Below are 23,104 nucleotides of genomic sequence, written 5' to 3' on the forward strand. Positions count from 1 at the left end.
AACGCGAACAAGAAATCAGCCGCCGAGCTGACCCTTGGTGGAAGGTACTTCGCCGGCCGCGCTTGGATCGATCGCGACCGCGGCACGAAGCGCCCTCGCCAGACCCTTGAAGCAGGATTCGGCGATATGATGGCTGTTCTCGCCATATAAGGTCTCGACGTGCAAAGTCACGCCGGCGTTGACGGTGAAGGCGTTGAACCATTCGCGCACCAGCTCGGTATCGAATTGACCGACCTTGTCGCGCGGAAAATCGACCTTGAACACCAGCACCGGCCGGCCCGAAATGTCGATCACGACGCGCGACAGCGTCTCGTCCATCGGCATGTGGATCGAGGCGTAGCGGGTGATGCCGGCCATGGTGCCGAGCGCCTGTTTCACGGCCTGGCCCAGCGCGATGCCGACGTCCTCGGTGGTGTGGTGGTGGTCGACATGGAGGTCGCCATCGGCCTTCACGGTGATGTCGATGCGGGAATGCCGGGCCAGCAGGTCGAGCATATGGTCGAAAAAGCCGATGCCGGTCGATACCTTGGACACGCCCGTGCCATCGAGGTTTACCGCGACCTCGATGTCGGTTTCCTTGGTCTTGCGCTTGATGGACGCTATGCGCATGAAAACTGCTTCCCTTTGGCCACCTGGAGGCCGAAAACGCGGCCCTTTTAACAGGCGGATGTCGCCTTCGCTACTGCGGGATGACGCTTTTGGAGGCTGAACTTCGGCCTATGGTGACCGGAATCCCGGCCGCGATTGTAACCCTCCCCGCCAGCCCCTAAATCTGACGGGAACGAGGGCAATTCATGCAAGCATCTGAAAACAGCCTGCCGATCTGGCACGGCACCACGATTTTGACGGTCCGCAAGGGCGGCAAGGTGGTGATCGGCGGTGACGGCCAGGTCTCGATCGGCCAGACCGTCATCAAGTCGAACGCCAAAAAGGTCCGCAAACTGGGCAAGGGCGACGTGATCGGTGGCTTTGCCGGGGCGACCGCCGACGCTTTCACCCTGTTCGAGCGGCTGGAAAGCAAGCTTGAGCAGTATCCCGGGCAATTGACCCGCGCGGCGGTCGAACTTGCCAAGGACTGGCGGACCGACCGCTATCTGCGCCGGCTGGAAGCCATGATGATCGTCGCCGACAAGGACGTCTCGCTGGTCCTGACCGGCACCGGCGACGTGCTGGAGCCGGAAGCGGGCGTGATGGCGATCGGTTCGGGCGGCAATTATGCGCTCGCCGCGGCGCGTGCGCTGGTTGATACCGACAAGGACGCCGAGAGCATCGTGCGCCGCGCGCTCGATATCGCCGCCGACATCTGCGTCTACACCAACCGCAACGTCACGATCGAAACGCTCTGAGGGGAGCCCCCGGTCATGGCGTCGGACTATGTCTTCCGCCCGATGACGACAAATGATCTGCCGCTGGTTCGGCGCTGGCTGGCGGAGCCGCATGTCGTGCAATGGTGGGGAGATCCATCGGAACAGTATGAGCTGGTCAGCGGCGATCTCGATGAACCCGCGATGGATCAATTCATCGTCTCGGCAGGAAACAGCGATTTCGCCTATCTGCAGTGCTACGACCTAACCGCGTGGAATTCTGGGTTTGGCGTACATCCGCGCGGCACAAGCGGTATCGACCAGTTCATCGGCGAGCCCGGCATGATTGAACGCGGCCACGGTTCGGCGTTCATTCGCGCCTTCGTCGACGAGCGCTTGAGGAATGGTGCGCCGCGCATTGTCACCGATCCCGATCCGGCCAACACCCGGGCCGTTCGCGCCTACGAGAAAGCGGGCTTTGAAAAAGCGGGTATGGTCGATACACCTGATGGCCCCGCTCTATTGATGGTCCGCAACGCATGACCTCCACCAGCAGTATCGACAAAGCCCCGGTCATCCGCGCGCTTTCGACGTGGCATTGGGCGTTGATCGCAGCCGGCATCCTCGCAGCTCAAGCCGCGATCCTGTACGGGATGGGCCGTCTGCCGATCTGCGCCTGCGGCTATGTAAAACTCTGGCACGGCGTGGTGCAGAGTTCGGAGAATTCGCAGCACATCGCCGACTGGTACACGCTGTCGCACATCCTGCATGGCATCCTGTTCTACGGCGCAACCTTCCTCGCCTTCCCTCGCCTCGCCTGGCAGGGCCGCCTGATCCTTGCCATGCTGGTGGAAGGCGGCTGGGAACTGGTCGAAAATTCCGACTGGATCATCAACCGCTACCGCGCCGGCACGATCTCGCTGGATTATTTCGGCGATACCATTGTCAATTCGATCTCCGATTCACTTGCGATGATCGGCGGCTTCCTTTTGGCAAAAAGGCTTCCGGTCGCCATCACGGTGGCGGTGGCGCTGTTGTTCGAACTCGTAATGACGCTCCACATTCGCGACAATCTGACGCTCAACATCATCATGCTGATTCACCCCTTCGAGGCGATCAAGGTTTGGCAAGGCGGACCGCCGATTATCTAGAGACGATTGTGTCGGCTGCTTGCGACAGGCCTGATCCGGCTTACTTAACTCCAGAGGTCCAGTGTCGATGATTGCAAGCGAGATTTTGGCGAAAGGCGTTGAGCGCGGAATTATCACGGCCGAACAGGCCGAACGCCTGCGCGCGTTGGAAAATGCCGGCGAGCCGCCGGAATTGCCTGTCTCGCCCGACGACGAACAGCTTCGCTTCATCAGCGGCTTCAGCGACATCTTTGTCACCATTGGCCTTGCCATGTTCATTGGGGCGGTCGGCTATTTTGCCCTGTCATCCAGTGGGCCGGTTGGTATGTGGATAGCAGTCGCCGTTACAGCCTGGCTACTCGCCGAATTCTTCACCCGGCAGCGGCGCATGGCGTTACCAAGCATCGTTCTCCTGATCGTATTTGCCTGGGCCGCTTTCGCCGCCAGCGCCGTCTTTCTCGGGGCGGACGCTGGGCTATACAGCCGCCCGCTATCTGCATCGGGGCTTTTCGGACTTGGTGGGTTCGAGCCAGCGACGTTGGCGAGCGCCGCATTTATGACCGTGCTGCTGACGGCACTGCACTACTGGCGCTTTCGGGTGCCCATAACTATCGCGGCGGGGTGCGGCGCGTTGCTGCTCACAGTCATAGGACTAGCTTATGGGCTTTTTCCGCAGCTACCGCACGGCGCGTACAGCGCCCTGACTTTCGTTTGCGGCCTCGCTATTTTTGGCTTGGCCATGCGGTTTGACATGACGGATCCGGAACGGCTAACACGCCGAACCGATATTGCCTTCTGGCTACATCTGCTTGCTGCGCCGCTCATCGTACACTCGTTAATTGGTGGCGTGTTCGACGTGGGCGCGAAACTCGAACCCAAACCTGCTGTTGCCGTAGTGGCCGTGTTTCTGGCACTTAGCCTTGTCGCGGTCCTGATCGACCGCCGCGCTCTGCTGGTATCCGGTCTCGTCTATGCAGGAGGCGCCTTCTGGACTCTGATCCGCCAGGCGGGCCTTTCCGACATAACGACCCCGCTCACAATCCTGACCCTCGGCGCTTTCGTGCTGTTGCTCAGCGCCGGATGGAAGCCACTTCGGGCCGGGATATTGAAATTGGCACCATCGACGCTCGCGCGTCGCCTCCCGCAACCAACCCTATCCGTGTAAGAATGTACGTATGACCGACTTTTCTCCCCGTGAAATCGTCTCCGAACTCGACCGCTTCATTGTCGGCCAGGCCGACGCCAAGCGCGCGGTATCGATCGCGCTGCGTAACCGCTGGCGGCGGCTGCAGCTCACCGGCAGCTTGCGCGAAGAGGTGCTGCCGAAAAACATCCTGATGATCGGGCCGACCGGCGTCGGCAAGACCGAGATCGCGCGGCGGCTGGCGAAGCTGGCCAACGCGCCCTTCATCAAGGTCGAGGCCACCAAGTTCACCGAGGTCGGCTATGTCGGCCGCGACGTCGAGCAGATCATCCGCGACCTCGTCGAGGTCGCGATCGTGCAGGTCCGCGAGCGCAAGCGCAAGGACGTGCAGGCCCGCGCGCAGCAAGCCGCCGAAGAACGCGTGCTAGATGCGCTGGTCGGACCGGCGTCGAGCCCCGGCACCCGCGATTCCTTCCGCAGGAAGCTGCGCGCCGGCGAGCTCAACGACAAGGAAATCGAGATCGAGACGCAATCCTCCGGCGGCATGCCGATGTTCGAGATCCCGGGAATGCCGGGCGCGCAGATGGGCGCGATTTCGATCGGCGATATCTTCGGAAAGATGGGCGGGCGAACCAAGACCCGCCGCCTGACGGTCGAAAGCTCGCACGAGATTCTCGTCAACGAGGAATCCGACAAATTGCTGGACAGCGATCAGCTGGTACTGGAAGCCATCAACGCGGTCGAGAACAACGGCATCGTGTTTCTCGACGAGATCGACAAGATCTGCGTGCGCGACGGCCGTACTGGCGGCGACGTTTCGCGCGAGGGCGTGCAGCGCGACCTGTTGCCGCTGATCGAAGGCACCACGGTCTCGACCAAGCACGGCGCGGTCAAGACCGACCACATCCTGTTCATCGCCTCCGGCGCGTTCCATATCTCAAAGCCCTCGGACCTGTTGCCGGAACTGCAGGGGCGGCTACCGATCCGCGTCGAGCTGGAAGCGCTGACACGCGACGACATGCGCCGCATCCTGACCGAGCCGGAGGCCTCGCTGATCAAGCAATATGTCGCGCTGCTGCAGACCGAAGGCGTCACGCTCGACATCACCGACAGCGCCATCGACGCGCTGGCGGATATCGCGGTCGCCGTCAATTCGACGGTGGAGAATATCGGCGCGCGGCGGCTGCAGACGGTGATGGAGCGGGTGCTCGATGAGATTTCATTCGCCGCGCCGGACCGGCATGGCGAGACCATCAAGGTCGACGCCGATTACGTGCAGAAGCACGTCGGCGACCTCGCCAAGAACGCCGATTTGAGCCGGTTTATTTTGTAGGCATTTCGTGGCCCGGATGGAGCGCAGCGCAAATCCGGGGCCTTGCGCACGTGGATTCACCGTTCCCGGATTGCGCTGCGCTCCATCCGGGCTACGCGCTCACAACCACAAATCTTCATTGTGCGCTCTCGCTGGGGCCGCTATCCCGTCTGTGACGCCGGCCTGTGGTTATGGGTCCCGGCTCGCGCTATCGCTTGGCCGGGACGACGATGAACCTGAATTTGCGGCTATGGGAAAACCCCTGGCGCTTGATGCTTGCCGTCAATGGCGCCGTGCTGGTCGGGGTGTTCTGGCACAAGATCGCGCTGCCGCCTTACGTCCCCTACCTCCATCTGCTGGTCGATTATCATTTCGGCTTCACCAAGCGCGCCCTGATCGGCGCGATCGTCTCGCTGTTCACGGCCAAGGTGCCGGTGTGGCTGGTGTTTGTGCTCAGCGGCACGGTGTGGCTGGTGACGGCAGGGCTGTTCGTACAGTTATTCCGCCGAACGTTTGGTTTTGATCAAAAGCATTTGCCGCTGTTCATGTTCATGGCGGGCTCGCCGTTTTTCCTGAAGAATTTTATGCACACGCTCGGGCACTTCGACATCTACGGATGCCTGCTTGCGATCTGTCTGCTGCTGGTTCCGGCACGTTCGCTTGCCTATGTGTTGCTTGCCGCGGCGTTTTCGATCATGCTTGTTCTGATCCATCACATTCATCTGCTGATGTATGTACCGACGATCGCCGCCATCGTGGCGTTGCGTCATTACCTCGTGCAGGGCGTGAGCCGACAGAACGCCGCTGTTGGCATGGCATCGCTCGCGGCCATAGGCCTGCTCTTCATCGCCGCGCAATTCTACGGCACGATGGCGGTACCGGAGGCGGAGTTCGTCGCCTATCTGCAGAGCCGGATGGCCGACCCATCGCAAACCAAGCTGCTGAGCTTTGGCTATATCTGGTACCAGCCACTCTCGAAGGAAGTTCTGGATACCTGGCAGCGGCTGCCGCACAACCTCCTCGGCATTCCCGTATTTGCGCTCCTGATCTGGCTGCACACGCCGCTCTGTCGATATTTCGTCAATCTGATCGCAGCGTTATCAATAGAAGCACATCGCTGGATCGTCACGGCCGCAATCGTCGTCGTCAGCCTCGGCTATCTCATCATGTTCGCGATGATCTTCGATTACTCGAGGTGGATTTCGAACTGGGCGGTGTGCCTGTTCCTGATCCTGCACGCGGTGAAGACGCTGCCTTCAAAAGAAGTGCCGCCGATACCGGGCGATGACCGGAAGACAATGGTGTTCGGCTGGATCGTGACCCTGATTCCGCGAGTCGGGATCGTGCGGCCGTTCTGACAGGTCTAAGTTCTCGATCTCCGCACCCTGACGTACAAGGCGCCCTCGCCGCCATGGCCGATATGGGCTTCCTCGAAGCCGACCACCAGCGAGCGGAATTCCGGCAGGTCGAGCCATAGCGGCACCTGGCGGCGGAGCACGCCGCGCTCGGATTCGGCGCCGATCTTGCCCTTGCCGGTGATGATGAGCACGAAGGTCAGCCCGTCATGATGGGCGCGCTGCAGGAAGCCGAACAGCGCGCGATGCGCCCTCGTCTGCGTCATGCCATGCAGGTCGAGCCGGGCGTCGATCTCCTTCCGCCCGCGCGACAGATGCGACCGTTCGCGGCGGCCGATCGGCGCCAATGGCGGCGGTTCCGGCTTTGAAGGAGCAACGATTCGTGCCGGGGCGACGTGCCTCGGCGAAGCGGCGGGTTTCGGCGCGACTTTGCTATCGGCTTCGGTCGAGGCGGCCGGCGGCTTCGAAGGGCGGTGCCGTTTGCGCAACGGCTTGACCTGCTTGGCGACGCTCTCCCACAGCGCGCGGTCCTCTTCGCTCAGTCCGCGCTTGCGTCGCGGCGGCTCCGGCAATTCGGGAATCAAACTCGACGGCCGGCGCTTCATCGATGATGGCGATATCGGCGCAAATGACGCTGATGCGGCTTTACGGAGGCCGCTTCAAGCTTCGGCCGCGGCTCGGGCAGCGGCACCGGCTTTGTCACGGCAGCCTGCACGGCCGGGATTTGCGAAGGCGCCGCTGCCGGTGTCGGCGGTGCTGCCTGAGCCGCGGGCCTGGCGGTGGTCGCCGCGGTCACCTCGGGCGGCTTCGCAGCGTTCTTCTGGTCCTTCGGCGGATCGGTTTGCGGGAACAATTTAGCGATCGTCTCCGACGGCCGCTGGTCGGGCACCGGCATCTTGCGGCCGCGCGCCACCGGATCGAGGCTCTTCGGCACCAGGATGACGAAGCGCGCATTGTGGCGGAGACGGCCGGCAACCTTGCCGGCGTCGAGACCGGCGCCGAAATAGAGATCGGCGCGCGCCGGGCCGACGATGGCCGAGCCGGTGTCCTGCGCAATCATCAGGCGGCGGAACGGTGTCTTCGATTGCTCCGTTTCGATCGGCAGCTCGCCTTCGATGAAGAACGGCGTGCCATAGACATGCAGCGACTTGTCGACCGCGATCGACCGCCCCGGCGTCAACGGCACGCCCTGGGCGCCGACCGCTTCGTCCTTGTCGGAAAGCTGCACCTCGCGGAAGAAGACGTAGGACTTGTTCTGCCGCCGCAGCTCGTCGGCCTCATTGGGGTTCTGCTCCATCCACTCCCGGATCTTCTGCATCGACATCTGATCCTTGGGGATGATGTTGCGCTCGATCAGGATGCGGCCGACCGCCGTATAGGGATAGCCATTATGGGCATCGTAATTGATACGAACGGTCGAGCCGTCGTCGAGGCTGACCCGCGCCGAACCCTGGATCTGCGAGAACAGCAGGTCGGTCTGTTCCTTCAGCCAGCAGATTTCGAGGCCGCGGCCTTCAATCGCGCCGTCCTCGATCTCAGCCCGATCGTAATAGGGCACCAGCTTGCGGCGGCCGATCTTGCGGAACACCTGGCCCTTGTTCGGCAAGCCGGCCGAGCTCTGTGTGGTGCCGCGGACGAACAGATTGGACGGCCGGCGATAGACCGGCACCTTGTAGACCTCGTTCTCCGTCCGCGAGCCGTCGACGATGGGCTCGTAATAGCCGGTGACAAAACCCTCGCCTTCGCCAAGCCGCGAAATCCGCAAGGGGAGAAAATGATCCTCGAAGAAAGCTTTTGCCTTCAGTCCGTCGGACAGTTCCAGGCCTCTCGCGACGAGGCAGGGATCGCGCAGCGAAGTGCCGAGCGCCTTCGGATCGGCCGGCGGCGTTCGTTGCGCCGATATCGGCCTGCAGCTCACCCGAAACGCCTTGTAGGCGGCGAGATGATCGTCCTCGCTCCAGCCCGCGATCCCGGACCATGCGACCGGGGCATACTGACCGCCGCTGATCTGAAACGGCAATTCAAGTGGCGGATATGGCAGGTGACGGACGGACGGCGGATGCGAAGGCTTTTGCGAACGCGCATGACGTGCCGCAAGGGCATCCACCGGAGCCAGCGAACACGCCAAAGCGATCACGCCAAACGCGAGCCTCGCAAGGCGTCGCGTCTCAGGCCGCGCTTCCAGTGCCAACCAGCTTCCAGTTCGGATCGCGAGAGCTCGTGTCGCGGGCGAATGTCCAGACATCGGTGATATCGGCGACCTTATCGGGATTGCCATCGACAATGGCGCCGGTCCTGTCGCGGGTGACCGAGATCATCTGCGACACGAAACGAACAGTCAGTTGCGCCGCGCGGTCGCGGGCTTCCGCACCCACCAGCTCGGCCTTGTCGATCGAAACAAACCGCGTTTCGGTTTTCTGCTCGTGCTTCTCGCGATCCTTGATCACGGCCTCGAAGCTCTCATAGACCTCGCTAGACAGGAGATCCTTCAGCGCGCGGCGGTCGCCATTGGCGAAGGCCAGCACGATCATCTCGTAGGCGCCGCGGGCGCCGGAGATGAAGTGCCTGGGATCGAACGAGGAGTCCTGGGCGGTAATGGCGTCGAGGCCTGCGGCAAGCGGCGTGCCCGGCTCGGCAATGCCTTTCCAGCGGTCGGCCGGCGCGACATCGGCGCTCGGCGCCAGCGGCGCCTGATCGATCACCGCACCTGGTATCGGGACGGCGTTATTGTCCTGCGTTCGCTGCACGACGTTGGGCGCGGCGCGATCATAAGGCGGCCGTTCGCTTCCGGTGCGCTGTCCGAGGACGCTGCGCAGGCGCAGGAAGATAAAGACCGCCAGCGCCAGGAAGATGATGGTGTAAATATCCACGTCGTATTCGCTTTCTGGTTCTAACGCCGGCAACGGGCCCGGCGGTCGAGCGTTCCCTGGTGAGAAGCTCTCTTACGAGTTTTCCCTGAGAACGGCAGAGATTGCATCATCGATTGAGACTGCAGCATGTAGGCATGAAACTTCGCCCGGCCAATGGCGCGTTTTGGCGCGGGTGAATTGTAGCGCGTTTGGGGGCGAGGGGAAACCCGATCGTGTCCGGAAATCACGCATATTCAATTATTTAGGGCACGTATTGGGCGGCCGGCAGGACCGTATTAGGGCATATCCGCCACATTTCGCGGCTCTCACGGGTCCGCCGCCGGCCCGTCATCCTTGTGGAACGAGGCGGGGCTATGATAGCCACTCGCGCGGAAAAGGCATTCCCACCCCATCGAGCGAAATTCAGACGACAACCGGTCTCCGCTCGGCAGCGCTTCAGGAGAAAGTTTCATGACCAACGGTAATGGCGCGCCCCAAGAGCAGGCACCTCCCCAGCTCAACGTGCTGGCGCAATACACCAAGGACCTGTCGTTCGAGAATCCGAACGCGCCCTCCTCCCTGGCGCCGCAGCAGCAGCAGCCGGCGATCAACATCCAGATCAACGTTTCCGCGAACAATCTCTCGGAAAGCGAGTTCGAAGTGACGCTTTCGATCGAGGGCAAAGCTGAAAACGCCGGAAAGGTGATGTTCAGCTTCGAACTCGCCTATGCCGGCGTGTTCCGCATCGTCAATGTGCCGAAGGAGAACCTGCATCCGCTGGTCATGATCGAATGCCCGCGGTTGCTGTTCCCGTTCGCCCGCGAGATCATTGCCACCGCGGTCCGCGATGGCGGTTTCCCGCCGCTGATGCTCGATCCCGTCGATTTCGTCGGCCTGTACCGCCAGAACATGGAGCGGCAGGCTGCCGCCCAGGCTGCTTCCGGCGCAAAGCCGAGCTGAAGCCAGCGACACAGCGCGCAGCCCACAAAATCGCGAAAACAACCCCATGCAAAGTAGAATGGGGCTTGGTTGGCAGCGCTCGCACCTGCTTGCGTCAGGGACACGAAATGGTCCGCCGTTTCGGCCGAACCTGCCTGCGCTAGCCGGCGGCGGGCAGAAAATCGTTCCAGATCGGCTTGTCGCCCAAGGTGGCGACGAAGGCACGATGGATTTCACGGTCCGCCTCGGTGATTCGCGGCGCGAGCGGCGCCTCGCGTTGCCGGCGCGGCGCTTCGCCAAATCCATTGCTGACAGTAACGCGGGTGTCCGACGCCAGTATGAGCTGCGACTGCCGCGCCCCGATCAGGTCGATATAGACTTCGGCCAGGAGCTCGGCGTCGAGCAGCGCGCCGTGCTTGGTGCGGCGGGAATTGTCGATCGCATAGCGCGAGCAGAGATCGTCCAGCCGGTTCGACACGCCGGGATGCTTGCGACGGGCCAGCAACAACGTATCGACCAGGCGATCTCGTGAAACCGGCTGCCGCTTGATGCGGTCGAGCTCGGCATTGATGAAGCTAATGTCGAACGAAGCGTTGTGAATCACCAGCGGTGCGTCGCCGATGAACTCCAGGAACTCCTCGACCACTTCCGTAAACAGCGGCTTGCTGGCAAGGAACTCGCTGGACAGGCCATGCACGGCAAACGCTTCCGCCGGCATGTCGCGCTCGGGATTGATGTAGCGATGGAAGGTCTGCCCGGTCGGCATCCGGTTGTAGATTTCGATGCAGCCGATCTCGACCAGCCGGTCGCCGCGCAGCGGGTCGAGGCCAGTGGTTTCAGTATCGAGAACGATTTCGCGCATGGATTTCAGGAACCGGAGCTAAAGGCGAATCACACTCGCCGCTGCGGCATCTTAACGACCTCGGCCAGAATGTCGCGGATTGCCGTGCGCACCGGGTCCAGTCCGTGCGACGTATCCACCACGAAATCCGCGCGCTTGCGCTTTTCAGCATCGGGCAATTGCCGCGCCAGAATGCCGTCGAGCGCCTCTGACGTCATGGTGCCGCGCGCCAGTATCCGCTCGCGCTGCGTCGCCGGATCGGTTGAGACCACAACGACAGCATCGACGCGTTTCTCGCCGCCGGTTTCGAACAATAGCGGGATATCCATCACCACGACGGGTGCGCCGGAGGCCTCGGCTTCATCGAGGAATTTCTTGCGGGAGGCGCCGAGCATCGGGTGAACGATCTGCTCTAGCTGTTTGATCGCCGCCTGATCATGCACCACCTTGGCGGAAAGCTTGGCGCGATCGACCTTGCCATTCACGGTCGTGCCGGGAAATGCCGCCTCGATTGCCGGTGCCGCCTCGCCTTCATAGATTTTGTGAACGGCCGCATCGGCGTCGTAAACTGGCACGCCCGCCTCGGCGAACAGCTTTGCGGTGGTGGATTTTCCCATCCCGATCGAGCCGGTCAAACCGAGAATGCGCATCAGATCGCCGTTTCCAAAGAGATGATTCTAGACATTGAGCAGTCCCTCGCCGCGCAGGAACGCCAGCAATGGCAGCAGCGGCAGGCCGAGGATCGTAAAATGGTCGCCCTCGATGCGCTCGAACAGATGCACGCCCAGCCCTTCGAGCTGATAGGCGCCGACGCTGGATGTCACAGCTTCGCCAGCCTCGTCCAGATACGCTCTGATCTCCGACCCGGTCAGAGCGCGCATGGTCAGGCGTGCGACCGAAACTTCGGAAAACAGTATCTTGCCGTCGCGGGCAACCGCAACGGCAGAATGCAGTTCGTGTGTTTGGCCGGCAAGCAGGCGCAATTGATCCGCGGCTTGCGCGCGGCCGGCCGGCTTGCTGAACAGGCGGTTTCCCAAAGCCAGCGTCTGATCGGCGCCGACGACATAACGGCCGGGATTTTTTGACGATACGAAGCACGCCTTCTCGCGCGCCAGCAGGCCCGCGATTTCACCCGGCGCGGAAAGTCCCGAATTGTTCTGGACGGATCGTTCGTCGATATCGGCGGGAACGGCCTCGAAGGGAATGCCGGCATTGCCGAGCAGCATGTGCCGCGCGCGGCTTTGCGACGCCAGGATCAATGGATCTTTTCCGCGCCAGATCGTCATCGTATCCGCGTCATTCCGGAAGCCGCTGCCGTTGCCGATCGGTGAACAGTTTCAGCACGGCCGCGGCGGTTTCCTCGATTGAGCGGCGCGTCACGTCGAGCTGCGCCCAACTGAATTTGGCACTCAGTTTCCGGGCGTAGGCGACTTCATCGGCCACCGCCTGACGATCGATGTAATCATCATTGGGGGTATCGGCACCCATGCTCAGCAACCGGTTTTGCCGGACCTGGATCAACCGCTCCGGCGTCGCATGAAGGCTGACGACCAATGGCTTTTTCAATGTCTCGAGCTGGTGCGGCAGCGGAATGCCCGGCACCAGCGGCACGTTCGCGGTGCGGACCCCACGGTTGGCAAGATAGATCGAGGTCGGCGTCTTCGACGTGCGGGACACGCCGACCAGAACCACGTCGGCATCTTCCAGACCTTCGACGTGTTGGCCGTCGTCATGGATCATGGTGTAGTTCAAGGCATCGATGCGCTTGAAATATTCCGCGTTCAGAACGTGCTGGGCGCCCACCCTCCCCGTCGTCGCCGCGCCGAGATAGGCCTCGAACAATTGCATCACGGGGCCGATGATCGACAGGCTCGGGATGTTGATGTCTCTGCACTTGGCCTCCAGCCGGCCAACCAGATCCTTTTCCAAGAGCGTGAAGAGCACGATGCCCGGCGCCTCCTCGATCTCGTCGAGCACGCGGTCGAGCTGCTTCTGGCTGCGCACCAGCGGATAGACATGTTCGACCGCGGTCACATTAGCGTATTGCGCGGCCACCGCGCGGGCCACCGTGATCAGCGTCTCGCCGGTCGAGTCGGACACCAGATGAAGATGAAAATAATTGCCGGTCGTGGGCACCAAAACCCCTGTGTATCCTGTGAATCCCTGTGGAGCTTAACCAAGATATTTGGCCCTGGGTCGCCACGTCAGGGATAACCCGGACATTTCTTCACAGGGCCTCGCGAGAGGACAAGTCCGCCGGCTCATCGCCATGATAGTGGGAAGGTGTGGATTTGTCTCTTCATAAGCTGACCACGAAACGGCGCAAGCAATTGATGCGCGTGGCGTTATCAGGATGACGCAGTGTCCGGCCGAAATTGGGGAGGACTGTGAACAAGCCTCGCAAACATGCGGGATTGTTTTGTGTGAGTCATAATCACGGTCACTTAGACTCAAACCTAAGATTCTAAAATTATTAGTTTAGAGAAGCGGTGCTTTGCGGATATGTCTTGCGTCCCACGCTGGCAGCGCTTCTTCGCAACGCTGAGATGGTTGGAACATTCCAGGGACGAGCAAGGCCGGGCGACTGCAATGTACGAGTGGATCACGATCACCGCGTATCCGTGGATCAAGGCGCTGCACGTGATTGCGGTCATCTCCTGGATGGCCGGCATGCTCTATCTGCCGCGGTTGTTCGTCTATCATTGCGAGGCCGAGGTCGGATCGAAGCAATCCGAGACCTTCAAGGTGATGGAATGGCGACTGCTGAAAGCGATCATCAATCCGGCGATGATCGTTACCTGGCTGGCCGGGCTTTATCTGGCCTGGAGCGGGCACTGGTACACGTCCGGCTGGTTTCACGCCAAACTGACGCTGGTGCTCGTCCTGTCGGGTGTCCACGGCTTTTTTTCGCGATTGGTCAAGGATTTCGCCGCCGACCAGAATACCAGAAGCCAAAAATTCTATCGTATAATCAATGAGGTACCTACCGTCCTGATGATCTTTATCGTCATCCTGGTGATCGTGAAGCCGTTCTAGCCTCGGCTTTCGTCGATGCCGCGATTTCTCTCCGGCTTGCGAAGCGCCGGCCGATTTTCTATATTGTCGAAATCCCACCCCACGCAGGCGGATGTGGCTGCGTTCCGGTTTCTTCATTGGACCGGCCGCCGCATCAGGTTTGAAGCCTCACCGGCGCTTTCCTTGCTTAGACCTGCGGACCTTCCCTTTTTCGTGTCCGCTTTTTCCTTAAGCCACCTCGCACCCCTTCCCTAAAGAACACTCCACAGGACCACCCCAATGCGGGAAATGAAACTCCAGGACCTCAAATCGAAAACGCCGGCCGAGCTCGTCTCGTTCGCGGAAGAGAACGGGGTCGAAAATGCCAGCACCATGCGCAAGCAGGAGCTGATGTTCGCCATTCTCAAGCAGCTCGCGATCCAGGAAATCGATATTATCGGTGAAGGCGTCGTTGAGGTTCTCTCCGACGGCTTCGGCTTTCTGCGCTCGCCAGATGCCAACTACCTGCCCGGCCCCGACGACATCTACGTCTCGCCGTCGCAGATCCGCCGCTTCGGCCTTCGCACCGGCGACACTATCGAAGGCCACATCCGCAGCCCGAAAGAAGGCGAACGTTATTTCGCGCTGCTGAAGGTCAACACCCTCAATTTCGAGGATCCGGAAAAGTCCAAGCACAAGGTCAATTTCGACAATCTGACCCCGCTGTTTCCCGACCAACGCTTCCGCCTCGAACTCGAAGACCCGACGCGAAAAGACCTTTCTGCAAGGGTGATCGACATCGTCGCGCCGATCGGTAAAGGCCAGCGCGCTTTGATCGTGGCGCCGCCGCGCACCGGCAAGACGGTGCTGATGCAGAACATCGCGCACTCCATCACCGCCAATCATCCGGAATGCTATCTGATCGTTCTGCTGATCGACGAGCGTCCGGAAGAAGTCACGGACATGCAGCGCTCGGTGAAGGGCGAGGTGGTGTCATCCACGTTTGACGAACCCGCCGTGCGTCACGTCCAGGTCGCCGAGATGGTGATCGAGAAAGCGAAGCGCTTGGTCGAACACGGCCGCGACGTCGTGATTCTCCTAGACTCGATCACGCGTCTCGGTCGCGCCTACAACACCGTGGTGCCGTCATCCGGCAAGGTGCTGACCGGCGGTGTCGACGCCAACGCGCTGCAACGGCCGAAGCGATTCTTCGGCGCCGCGCGCAACATCGAGGAGGGCGGTTCGCTCACGATCATCGCGACCGCGCTGGTCGATACCGGCAGCCGCATGGACGAAGTCATCTTCGAAGAATTCAAGGGCACCGGTAACTCCGAATTGATCCTCGACCGCAAGGTCTCGGACAAGCGGACATTCCCGGCGATCGACATCTCGCGCTCCGGCACCCGCAAGGAAGAGCTGATCACCGATCCGCAGCTCCTGAAGAAAATGTACGTGCTGCGCCGGATCCTCAATCCGATGGGCACCATGGACGCCATCGACTTCCTGCTCGACAAGCTTCGCAACACCAAGAACAACTCAGAGTTTTTCGATTCCATGAACACCTGATCCGTCAGGCCAGGTGTGGAGGAGGGCGCCTCGCGGGAAGCGGGGCGCCCTTTTTCATGCTGCGGTCGCCGCTGCGACGCGAATGCAGGATCGGAAAATCGGCGTTAGGAATTGGTTAACCATCTAAGCTATTGAATTTTATATTGATCCGGCTGCCAGGGAAGGGCGCCCCGTCGGATTTTGCAGCATCCTTGCCGCACCTGTCTCGCAATACGCCGGCGGTATGGCCTGCGCGTTCAGGCCCCGAATCGAATCGCGTTGCCTTTTCAAAACCTCCCGCACAAATAGGCCATGCATCCGCGGGATCAGACCATTTTTGCATTGTCGTCGGGCCGGCCACCGAGCGCGATCGCGTTGGTGCGCGTCTCGGGTTCGCAGGCCGGAAAGATCGTGACGGCGCTTGCCGGCAAATTGCCGTCGCCGCGAATGGCCACCCGTGCGCTGCTTGGGAATGTCGGCCAGCGGCCGATCGACGATGCGGTGGTGTTGTGGTTTCCGGGTCCGGCCAGCGCGACCGGAGAAGACGTCGCGGAATTTCATGTTCATGGCGGACGCGCGGTGCTGGCGGCTTTGTTCGCGGCGCTGTCCGGATTCGAAGATGTGCGCCCGGCCGAGCCCGGAGAATTTACCCGGCGCGCTTTCGAGAACGGCAAGCTCGATCTGACGGAAGCCGAAGGTCTCGACGATCTCATCCATGCTGACACCGATCGGCAGCGGCGCCAGGCGCTGCGCCAGTTGAAGGGACTGCTCGGCGACAGAGCGCGCGATTGGCGCGCGCGGATCATCGAAGCGTCTGCCTTGATCGAGGCCGGGATTGATTTTTCGGACGAGGGCGACGTGCCGGCGGAATTGATCGCGCCGGCGCTCGCGAAGGTCAAAGCGCTGCTGGTCGAGATCGAGGAAGTCCTGGCCGGGCAGGGGCGGAGCGAGCGGCTTCGCGATGGCCTCGTCGTTGCGATCGCGGGGCCGCCGAATGTTGGCAAGTCGACGTTGATGAATCAGCTTGCGCGCCGTGAGGTCGCGATCGTGTCGCCGCATGCCGGCACCACGCGCGATGTCATCGAGGTGCAGCTCGATCTCGACGGCTATCCGGTGACGGTGATCGATACCGCGGGCATTCGTGAGACGGACGATCCAGTCGAGCAGGAGGGCGTCCGTCGTGCCCGGGCGCGTGCGGCGGATGCGGACCTCGTGCTGTGGCTGGCCGACTCTTTGCAGGCGGCGTTCGATCACGATGGGGCCGCGCCAATATGGCGAGTGCGAAATAAGATCGATCTCGAAGCAGCTCGGCCATTGGCCGAAGCTGGCGCGCCGGGCCTAAGGAGTTTCGAGATTTCGGCGAGCCGCGGCGATGGCGTGCCGGAGCTGATCGCGGCATTGGTTGATTTCGCCCAGCGCTACTTTGGCGGCACCGAGAGCGGACTGATCAGCCGAGCCCGTCAACGGAAACTCCTGCAGGAGACAGCGACTTCGCTTCGACGCAGTGTCGCAGTAGTGGGGCAGGGCGAGGAGCTGGCGGCGGAAGAACTTCGATTGGCGGCACGCTCCCTGGGAAGGCTGCTCGGGCGTGTGGACGTCGAGGACATTCTCGACGTCATCTTCCGTGAGTTCTGTGTAGGTAAGTAATGCTTCCTTAACTATGGGGACCTGTTTCACGTGAAACAGTCGGCCGGTTCCGGGAGCCGTTGTTTCACGTGAAACAATCTCGGCAATTTCTCCCTTCCGCGTTTTTCAACTCCGGGATAGAAGTCGCGGCATGATTTCCCGAGCGGACTCCTTCGACGTCATCGTCATCGGTGGTGGCCACGCCGGCTGCGAGGCTGCGAGTGCGGCTGCGCGGATGGGTGCCAAGACCGCGCTGGTGACGCACCGCTTTGCGACCGTGGGAGCGATGTCCTGCAATCCCGCCATCGGAGGTCTCGGCAAGGGCCATCTGGTCCGCGAGGTCGATGCTCTGGATGGTTTGATGGGCCGGGTGGCCGATGCCGGTGGGATCCAGTTTCGGATGTTGAACCGCCGCAAGGGTCCGGCAGTCCGTGGACCGCGGGCCCAGGCGGACCGCAAGCTTTACGCCACCGCCATGCAGGCCGCGATCCGGGAGACTGCCAATCTCAGCGTGGTCGAAGGCGAGGCGGATGAGCTGATCGTCTCGAATGGCCGGGTGACTGGAATTCGCTTGGGCGACGGCCGCGAGTGGAGTGCCGGTGCCGTGGTCATCACCACAGGTACCTTTTTGCGTGGTCTGATCCATCTCGGCGAAAAGAACTGGCCCGCTGGACGGGTCGGGGAGGCGCCGGCGATAGGGCTCTCGGCGTCCTTCGAGAGGATCGGCTTTACGCTCGGGCGATTGAAGACCGGCACACCGCCGCGGCTCGATGGCACGACGATCGACTGGCCCGCCATTGAAATGCAACCCGGTGACGATCCGCCGGAGCCGTTCTCGGTCATGACCGATCGGATCACGACGCCGCAGATCCAGTGCGGGATCACCCGGACGACGCCGGCGACCCATGAGGTGATCCGGGCCAACGTGCACCGTTCGCCGATGTACTCCGGACAGATCAAGAGCAGTGGTCCGCGCTATTGTCCCTCTATCGAGGACAAGATCGTCCGGTTCGGCGATCGCGACGGTCACCAGATCTTCCTGGAGCCGGAAGGGCTCGACGACTCCACGGTCTATCCCAACGGCATCTCGACCTCGCTGCCGGAGGAGGTTCAGCTCGCGATCCTTGCGACCATTCCCGGACTTGAGCGGGTAAAGATGGTCCGGCCGGGCTATGCCATCGAATACGACCATGTCGACCCTCGTGAGCTCGAGCCGACGCTGCAGACCAGGCGCCTGCCGGGTCTCTTCCTGGCCGGACAGATCAACGGCACGACCGGATATGAGGAGGCGGCGGCTCAGGGAATCGTCGCGGGCCTGAACGCGGCATTGGCTGCGGGCAGCGCAGATCCAATCGTGTTCGATCGGGCGGACGGCTATCTCGGAGTGATGATCGATGACCTCGTGAGCCGCGGCATCACCGAGCCGTACCGGATGTTCACGTCGCGGGCCGAGTATCGTTTGACGCTGCGGGCCGACAATGCCGACCAGCGCCTGACCGACAAGGGCATCGCCTTGGGCTGCGTAGGGAAGGCGCGCTCAGAGCGCCATCGCGACAAGATGGCCGCGCTGGCGGCGGCCAAGGCGTTGGCAAAGTCCCTGACGATGACTCCCAACGAGGCGGGCAGACATGGCCTGGCTCTCAACCGGGATGGCCATCGGCGTTCGGCGTTTGAGTTGCTGGCCTATCCGGAGATCGAGTGGGAGATGCTTCGCGGCATCTGGCCGGAGCTGTCGGCCGTCGATCCCTTCATCGCGGTCCATCTCGAGATCGACGCCAAGTATGATGTCTATCTCAAGCGCCAGACCGCCGACGTCGATGCGTTCCGGCGGGACGAGGGACTGGTCCTGGCCGATATCGACTACGCCGATGTGCCCGGGCTTTCCAATGAGGCGCGATCCAAGCTCGAGGCGGCGCGGCCGCGGACGGTGGGGCAGGCGGGCCGGCTTGATGGCTTGACGCCGGCGGCGCTGGGTATCCTGGCGGCGTATCTGCGTCGTGAGGTGCGGCGGAAGACTTCGAAGGCGAGCGCGTAAAATCTGTTTCACGTGAAACGTTGATGTAGGATGGATGGAGCGTAGCGATACCCATCGTCCAATGCGCGGGTCGTCTGATGGGTATCGCTTCGCCCCACCATCCTATGATTGATGTCGTCATTGCGAGGAGCGCAAGCGACGAAGCAATCCATGCCTGTTTCGTGGCGAGATGGATTGCTTCGCTTCGCTCGCAATGACGGCCCCAAGGGCGACGGCGTTTCAATGGTCAAAATTACTGCACAGGCAAGTCACCCCTTCTCGACGGCGGACAAGGCCGCAGCTCTCGCCCTCACCCCCGTTTCACGTGAAACAGAGGCGCGGCTCGATCGCTATGTTGACCTCCTCGTGGAGTGGCAGGCCAAAACCAATCTCGTCGCGTCATCGACGCTTCCGCACCTCTGGACCCGACACGTCGCCGATTCGCTCCAGCTTCTGAGTCTGGCTCCGACAGCGAAGGCCTGGGTCGATTTTGGCAGCGGCGGCGGTTTCCCTGGCGTGGTGTTGGCCTGCGCCCTGGCCGAGACGCCTGGTGCCAATGTCCATTTGGTCGAGCGCAACGCCAAAAAGGCGGCCTTCCTGCGTGAGGCGGTTCGCGTAACTTCTGCGGCTGCGACCGTGCATTTGGCGGGCATCGGGGATAGTGTGGATAGAATCGGCAGTCGCGTCGATTGCGTCACTGCGCGGGCGCTGGCTCCGTTACATCAGCTTGTCGGTTTTGCGGAACCGTTTGTGAAAGAAGGCGCAAAAGCTTTGTTTCTCAAGGGCCAAGATGTAGAGGCTGAATTGACCGAGGCCACTAAATATTGGAATATCGAACCGCGACTCCATTCCAGCCGCACGGGCGGGCACGGCTGGATCGTCGAACTCGATCGGATCGAGCGGCGCAACCCCTCCGCGATCACATATGGCGATCGGGCATGAGCGAATTAGACGAGTTATATCAAGAAGATAGAGATCCCACTCCACCGCCCCATCCACGCATCCTGTCGCTGGCCAATCAGAAGGGCGGCGTCGGCAAGACCACCACGGCGATCAATCTTGGCACCGCACTCGCTGCAATTGGCGAGCGCGTCCTGATCGTCGATCTCGATCCGCAGGGCAACGCCTCGACCGGTCTCGGCATCGATCGCCGCAACCGCAACTGCTCGACCTATGACGTGCTGATCGGTGAAGCGCCGCTGCGCGAAGCGGTGGTTGCCACCGCGGTGCCGCGGCTGCACATCGCCTCCTCGACCATGGATCTGTCGGGCCTCGAGCTCGAACTCGGCACGACGCCCGGCCGCGCCTTCCGCCTGCGCGACGCGATCGCCGCGCTGAACAAGAACGCGGCGCCGGACACCGAGTACACCTATGTGCTGATCGATTGCCCGCCGTCGCTCAACCTCCTCACCGTCAACGCGATGGCGGCCTCGGATGCGATCCTGGTACCGCTGCAATGCGAGTTCTTCGCGCTCGAAGGTCTGTCGCAATTGTTGCAGACGGTGGAGCAGGTGCGCTCGACGCTCAATCCAAACCTGTCGATCCACGGCATCGTGCTGACCATGTTCGACTCGCGCAACAATTTGTCGAACCAGGTTGTCGCCGACGTGCGGCAGTTCATGGGCGGCAAGGTCTACGATACCATGATCCCGCGCAACGTGCGCATCTCCGAGGCGCCGTCCTACGGCAAGCCGGTGCTGGTCTACGACCTCAAATGCGTCGGCAGCGAAGCCTATCTGAAGCTGGCGACGGAAGTGATCCAGCGCGAGCGCGAGCTGAGGACGCACTAGTCGGGCGTAGGGTGGGCAAAGGCGTCTTCGCCGTGCCCGCCATTGTCGCGAAAATCGGTGGGCACGCTTCCGCCTTCGCTCGTTGAGCTACGGCGGACAAGTCGCTTCCACCCGCGATTTAACAGAGTCGAAATTTCTAGTTCCGGAGTAGCGAAGTGAATCCTAGGGAGTTGGCGGCGATGGCCGACGAAACGCGTTCGCGACTGGGTCGTGGTCTCGCAAGTCTGATTGGGGATGTCGGCGGCGAGGCCGCGCATGTCGACCGGCCGCGCAACCAGCGCAAGGTGCCGATCGAGTTCCTGAAGCCGAATCCGCGCAACCCGCGCCGGACCTTTTCCGATGCCGAACTCGGCGAACTCGCCGATTCGGTCAGGCAGCACGGTGTGATCCAGCCGATCGTGGTGCGGCCGGTGAAGGGCTCGCAGGATCGCTACGAGATCATCGCCGGCGAGCGCCGCTGGCGCGCCGCGCAGCTCGCCAGCCTGCACGAAGTCCCGATCGTTCCCGTGGATGTCAGCGACTCTGACGCGCTCGAGATCATGATTATCGAGAACGTGCAGCGTGAAGACCTCAACGCGATGGAAGAGGCACAGGGCTATCACGCCCTCGCCGACGAGTTCAAACGCAGCCAGGAAGAGATCGCAAAGGATGTCGGCAAGAGCCGCAGCCATGTCGCCAACATGATGCGGCTGACGAAGCTGCCGGCGGAGGTGCAGGCCTTTATCGCCAACGGCCAATTGTCGGCGGGGCACGCCCGCGCCCTGATCGGTGTGCCCGATCCGCTGGCCGCGGCGAAACGTATTGTCGAGGAGGGGCTGAACGTACGCCAGACCGAGGCGCTGGCGCATGAAGAGGGCGTGCCGGAACGCAAGCCGCAAAAGGCGCGGGCCGGCGGCGGCAAGACAAAAGATCCCGACACGATCGCGCTGGAGAAGCGCGTCAGCGATGCACTCGGTCTTGCCGTGACCGTCAACCACCGCGACCCCGGCGGCACGGTCCAGATCAGCTATCGCAACCTCGAACAGCTAGATGAGGTGATGCGACGGCTGGAGAAGGGCGGCTGATCTTCCCTCGCCCCGCTTGCGGGGAGAGGTCGGCGCGAAGCGCCGGGTGAGGGGGCACCGGACCCTCAGCTATCACCCGTGCCAGCGGATAGAACCCCTCACCCCAACCCTCTAAGAGCGAGCTTCGCTCGTCTCGACCCCGCAAGAGCGGGGCGAGGGAGAAGAGCTAGCCCCGTCGCTTCGCATTCACCGCGATCGAGAGCAGCGTGCGCTGAGCTATCGCTGACGCCAGCGATGCCTGTTTGCGCATGTCGAGCGCGGCCGTTCCGAGCTGATCGATGATGGCGGCCAGCCGCGTCACGTTGAAATTGCGCAGCGCGATTTCGACGGCGCCCTTGCGGGAGAAATGCAGGCGCGGATATCCGCTTTCGAGCAAGGTCGAGACCGGCGTGCCTTCGGCCACCGCAAGCGCCGATTTGTGCAGCCACGCCGCCTGGCGCTGCGCGGCGGAGATGATCACGCCGGGATAGGTGCCGGCGACCATCGCTTTGGCAAATTCGCTTTCGACCAGATCCGGCTTGCCGGCAAAGGCGCCGTCCACGATCGGGTCCAACTTCAGCTCGGACGCATCGGAGACGACGGTCATGACATCGTCGAGCGCGATCTCGCCCTTGCCGTGGGCATAGAGCGCCAGCTTGCGCAGCTCGTTGCGCGAGGCCTGGCGGTCGCCGCCCAGCAGTGACATCAGCACGGCGCGCGCGTCAGCGGCGATCCGTAAATTGGAGGAGCGCAATTCCTCGTCGATCAATCTTGCGAGGTCGCGCTCGGTGTCGGGATAGCAGGCGATAGCGACCGCGGTCTTGGCGCGCTCGCAGGCCTTGCGCAGCGGCGATTCCGGCCGCAGCTCGCCGGCCTCGATCACGATGCGGCAATCCTTTATCGGAGAATCGGCCAGCGTATCGACTCCGCCAGCAAAACTGCGGGAGCCGGCGCGCACACGAATGGCCCGGCGGCCGCCGAACATCGGGATCGTCATGGCCTCGTCGACCAGCCGCGACGGCTCGGCCGACAGTTCGTCGCCGTCCAGCCGCACCAGCGAGAAGGGATCATTGGGGTCGTCGACCGCGGAGGCTATCAGCGCGTCAGCACGCTCGCGGACCAGACCGGCATCGGGGCCGTAGAGCAGAATGATGGGGCGGCCGGCATCAGGCCGGGCGAGAAAAGCGTCGATGTCTTTTCCGCGGAGCGCGACCAACG

General features: G+C 62.2%; 23 protein-coding genes. 14 read left to right on the top strand and 9 right to left on the bottom strand.

The window, feature by feature from the left end; translation table 11 throughout:
* Positions 1-15: 15 nt before the first annotated feature.
* Positions 16-609, bottom strand: coding sequence for an imidazoleglycerol-phosphate dehydratase HisB (gene hisB, locus V1294_RS03490; RefSeq protein WP_334495178.1), 594 nt, complete (start codon positions 607-609; stop codon positions 16-18).
* A 185-nt stretch (positions 610-794) separates the two neighbouring features.
* On the opposite strand from hisB, the gene hslV reads away from it, so the two are divergent.
* The 6 genes from hslV (at position 795) to V1294_RS03520 (ending at position 6,248) form a co-directional block, all read left to right on the top strand.
* The gene (gene hslV, locus V1294_RS03495; RefSeq protein WP_334487680.1) at positions 795-1,346 is read left to right on the top strand and encodes an ATP-dependent protease subunit HslV; all 552 of its coding nucleotides are present in this window, start codon (positions 795-797) and stop codon (positions 1,344-1,346) included.
* Positions 1,347-1,361: 15 nt separating this feature from the next.
* Entirely contained in the window at positions 1,362-1,847 is a 486-nt protein-coding gene (locus V1294_RS03500) for a GNAT family N-acetyltransferase (protein ID WP_334495181.1), read from the top strand.
* Entirely contained in the window at positions 1,844-2,455 is a 612-nt protein-coding gene (locus V1294_RS03505; RefSeq protein ID WP_334495183.1) for a DUF2585 domain-containing protein, read from the top strand. Before V1294_RS03500 ends, V1294_RS03505 begins: the two co-directional genes overlap by 4 nt.
* A gap of 67 nt (positions 2,456-2,522) precedes the next feature.
* Complete coding sequence (locus tag V1294_RS03510; RefSeq protein ID WP_334504477.1) at positions 2,523-3,599, top strand: hypothetical protein; 1,077 nt, start codon at positions 2,523-2,525, stop codon at positions 3,597-3,599.
* A 10-nt stretch (positions 3,600-3,609) separates the two neighbouring features.
* Positions 3,610-4,911 (top strand): ATP-dependent protease ATPase subunit HslU, encoded by a 1,302-nt coding sequence (gene hslU / locus V1294_RS03515; RefSeq protein ID WP_334495185.1) that lies wholly within the window; start codon positions 3,610-3,612, stop codon positions 4,909-4,911.
* Positions 4,912-5,126: 215 nt separating this feature from the next.
* Positions 5,127-6,248, top strand: coding sequence for a hypothetical protein (locus tag V1294_RS03520; protein ID WP_334504479.1), 1,122 nt, complete (start codon positions 5,127-5,129; stop codon positions 6,246-6,248).
* 5 nt (positions 6,249-6,253) lie between these two features.
* On the opposite strand, the gene V1294_RS03525 is transcribed toward V1294_RS03520, so the two are convergent.
* Genes V1294_RS03525 through V1294_RS03535 form a run of 3 tightly spaced genes read right to left on the bottom strand, consistent with a single transcriptional unit; the run spans position 6,254 to position 9,115 of the window.
* Complete coding sequence (locus V1294_RS03525; RefSeq protein WP_334495187.1) at positions 6,254-6,850, bottom strand: Smr/MutS family protein; 597 nt, start codon at positions 6,848-6,850, stop codon at positions 6,254-6,256.
* Positions 6,847-8,490 (bottom strand): murein transglycosylase A, encoded by a 1,644-nt coding sequence (mltA, locus tag V1294_RS03530; RefSeq protein WP_442895315.1) that lies wholly within the window; start codon positions 8,488-8,490, stop codon positions 6,847-6,849. The genes V1294_RS03525 and mltA overlap by 4 nt, the downstream gene beginning before the upstream one ends.
* Entirely contained in the window at positions 8,414-9,115 is a 702-nt protein-coding gene (locus tag V1294_RS03535; RefSeq protein WP_334487695.1) for a Tim44/TimA family putative adaptor protein, read from the bottom strand. The genes mltA and V1294_RS03535 overlap by 77 nt, the downstream gene beginning before the upstream one ends.
* 450 nt (positions 9,116-9,565) lie before the next feature.
* Here V1294_RS03535 and secB point away from each other — a divergent pair, with 450 nt between their 5' ends.
* A complete protein-coding gene (gene secB / locus V1294_RS03540) occupies positions 9,566-10,054 on the top strand; it encodes a protein-export chaperone SecB (protein ID WP_247833602.1) in 489 nt (162 codons plus the stop codon).
* Positions 10,055-10,193: 139 nt separating this feature from the next.
* Here the strand turns inward: secB and dnaQ are convergent, their stop codons facing one another.
* The 4 genes from dnaQ to V1294_RS03560 are packed head-to-tail and all read right to left on the bottom strand — an operon-like array spanning position 10,194 to position 13,010.
* On the bottom strand, positions 10,194-10,895 hold the full coding sequence (gene dnaQ, locus V1294_RS03545) for a DNA polymerase III subunit epsilon (protein ID WP_334495191.1): 702 nt from the start codon (positions 10,893-10,895) through the stop codon (positions 10,194-10,196).
* Between the two features lie 29 nt (positions 10,896-10,924).
* On the bottom strand, positions 10,925-11,524 hold the full coding sequence (coaE, locus tag V1294_RS03550) for a dephospho-CoA kinase (protein ID WP_334495193.1): 600 nt from the start codon (positions 11,522-11,524) through the stop codon (positions 10,925-10,927).
* 27 nt (positions 11,525-11,551) lie between these two features.
* On the bottom strand, positions 11,552-12,160 hold the full coding sequence (locus V1294_RS03555; protein WP_334487703.1) for a Maf family protein: 609 nt from the start codon (positions 12,158-12,160) through the stop codon (positions 11,552-11,554).
* 10 nt (positions 12,161-12,170) lie between these two features.
* Positions 12,171-13,010 carry a pyruvate, water dikinase regulatory protein gene (locus V1294_RS03560; protein ID WP_108520084.1) on the bottom strand — a complete coding sequence of 280 codons (840 nt, stop codon included), beginning with the start codon at positions 13,008-13,010 and terminating at the stop codon, positions 12,171-12,173.
* Between the two features lie 453 nt (positions 13,011-13,463).
* On the opposite strand from V1294_RS03560, the gene hemJ reads away from it, so the two are divergent.
* The 7 genes from hemJ to V1294_RS03595 all read left to right on the top strand — a co-directional run bounded on the left by hemJ (position 13,464) and on the right by V1294_RS03595 (position 21,907).
* Positions 13,464-13,910 (top strand): protoporphyrinogen oxidase HemJ, encoded by a 447-nt coding sequence (hemJ, locus tag V1294_RS03565; RefSeq protein WP_334495195.1) that lies wholly within the window; start codon positions 13,464-13,466, stop codon positions 13,908-13,910.
* 258 nt (positions 13,911-14,168) lie between these two features.
* A complete protein-coding gene (gene rho, locus V1294_RS03570) occupies positions 14,169-15,434 on the top strand; it encodes a transcription termination factor Rho (protein ID WP_108520089.1) in 1,266 nt (421 codons plus the stop codon).
* Between the two features lie 291 nt (positions 15,435-15,725).
* Complete coding sequence (gene mnmE / locus V1294_RS03575; protein ID WP_334495197.1) at positions 15,726-17,060, top strand: tRNA uridine-5-carboxymethylaminomethyl(34) synthesis GTPase MnmE; 1,335 nt, start codon at positions 15,726-15,728, stop codon at positions 17,058-17,060.
* A gap of 130 nt (positions 17,061-17,190) precedes the next feature.
* A complete protein-coding gene (gene mnmG / locus V1294_RS03580; protein ID WP_334495198.1) occupies positions 17,191-19,074 on the top strand; it encodes a tRNA uridine-5-carboxymethylaminomethyl(34) synthesis enzyme MnmG in 1,884 nt (627 codons plus the stop codon).
* 222 nt (positions 19,075-19,296) lie between these two features.
* The gene (gene rsmG, locus V1294_RS03585; protein WP_334490114.1) at positions 19,297-19,995 is read left to right on the top strand and encodes a 16S rRNA (guanine(527)-N(7))-methyltransferase RsmG; all 699 of its coding nucleotides are present in this window, start codon (positions 19,297-19,299) and stop codon (positions 19,993-19,995) included.
* On the top strand, positions 19,992-20,843 hold the full coding sequence (locus V1294_RS03590; protein WP_334487715.1) for a ParA family protein: 852 nt from the start codon (positions 19,992-19,994) through the stop codon (positions 20,841-20,843). Before rsmG ends, V1294_RS03590 begins: the two co-directional genes overlap by 4 nt.
* Positions 20,844-21,022: 179 nt before the next feature.
* Complete coding sequence (locus tag V1294_RS03595) at positions 21,023-21,907, top strand: ParB/RepB/Spo0J family partition protein (RefSeq protein WP_334487717.1); 885 nt, start codon at positions 21,023-21,025, stop codon at positions 21,905-21,907.
* A gap of 166 nt (positions 21,908-22,073) precedes the next feature.
* Here the strand turns inward: V1294_RS03595 and holA are convergent, their stop codons facing one another.
* Positions 22,074-23,102 (bottom strand): DNA polymerase III subunit delta, encoded by a 1,029-nt coding sequence (holA, locus tag V1294_RS03600; protein WP_334495200.1) that lies wholly within the window; start codon positions 23,100-23,102, stop codon positions 22,074-22,076.
* Positions 23,103-23,104: the final 2 nt, after the last annotated feature.

It is taken from the genome of Bradyrhizobium sp. AZCC 1678, assembly GCF_036924765.1.
GTDB classification, from domain to species: domain Bacteria; phylum Pseudomonadota; class Alphaproteobacteria; order Rhizobiales; family Xanthobacteraceae; genus Bradyrhizobium; species Bradyrhizobium algeriense.

Bases quoted from the DNA above. Each gene is read 5' to 3' on its own strand.
- hisB (WP_334495178.1), bottom strand. From the start codon at position 609: ATGCGCATAGCGTCCATCAAGCGCAAGACCAAGGAAACCGACATCGAG.
- hemJ (WP_334495195.1), top strand. From the start codon at position 13,464: ATGTACGAGTGGATCACGATCACCGCGTATCCGTGGATCAAGGCGCTG.
- V1294_RS03525 (WP_334495187.1), bottom strand. From the start codon at position 6,850: ATGAAGCGCCGGCCGTCGAGTTTGATTCCCGAATTGCCGGAGCCGCCG.
- mnmE (WP_334495197.1), top strand. From the start codon at position 15,726: ATGCATCCGCGGGATCAGACCATTTTTGCATTGTCGTCGGGCCGGCCA.
- V1294_RS03500 (WP_334495181.1), top strand. From the start codon at position 1,362: ATGGCGTCGGACTATGTCTTCCGCCCGATGACGACAAATGATCTGCCG.
- V1294_RS03505 (WP_334495183.1), top strand. From the start codon at position 1,844: ATGACCTCCACCAGCAGTATCGACAAAGCCCCGGTCATCCGCGCGCTT.
- rho (WP_108520089.1), top strand. From the start codon at position 14,169: ATGCGGGAAATGAAACTCCAGGACCTCAAATCGAAAACGCCGGCCGAG.
- V1294_RS03510 (WP_334504477.1), top strand. From the start codon at position 2,523: ATGATTGCAAGCGAGATTTTGGCGAAAGGCGTTGAGCGCGGAATTATC.
- hslU (WP_334495185.1), top strand. From the start codon at position 3,610: ATGACCGACTTTTCTCCCCGTGAAATCGTCTCCGAACTCGACCGCTTC.
- secB (WP_247833602.1), top strand. From the start codon at position 9,566: ATGACCAACGGTAATGGCGCGCCCCAAGAGCAGGCACCTCCCCAGCTC.
- V1294_RS03555 (WP_334487703.1), bottom strand. From the start codon at position 12,160: ATGACGATCTGGCGCGGAAAAGATCCATTGATCCTGGCGTCGCAAAGC.
- rsmG (WP_334490114.1), top strand. From the start codon at position 19,297: ATGGTCAAAATTACTGCACAGGCAAGTCACCCCTTCTCGACGGCGGAC.
- dnaQ (WP_334495191.1), bottom strand. From the start codon at position 10,895: ATGCGCGAAATCGTTCTCGATACTGAAACCACTGGCCTCGACCCGCTG.
- V1294_RS03590 (WP_334487715.1), top strand. From the start codon at position 19,992: ATGAGCGAATTAGACGAGTTATATCAAGAAGATAGAGATCCCACTCCA.
- coaE (WP_334495193.1), bottom strand. From the start codon at position 11,524: ATGCGCATTCTCGGTTTGACCGGCTCGATCGGGATGGGAAAATCCACC.
- hslV (WP_334487680.1), top strand. From the start codon at position 795: ATGCAAGCATCTGAAAACAGCCTGCCGATCTGGCACGGCACCACGATT.
- mltA (WP_442895315.1), bottom strand. From the start codon at position 8,490: ATGTCTGGACATTCGCCCGCGACACGAGCTCTCGCGATCCGAACTGGA.
- mnmG (WP_334495198.1), top strand. From the start codon at position 17,191: ATGATTTCCCGAGCGGACTCCTTCGACGTCATCGTCATCGGTGGTGGC.
- V1294_RS03595 (WP_334487717.1), top strand. From the start codon at position 21,023: ATGGCCGACGAAACGCGTTCGCGACTGGGTCGTGGTCTCGCAAGTCTG.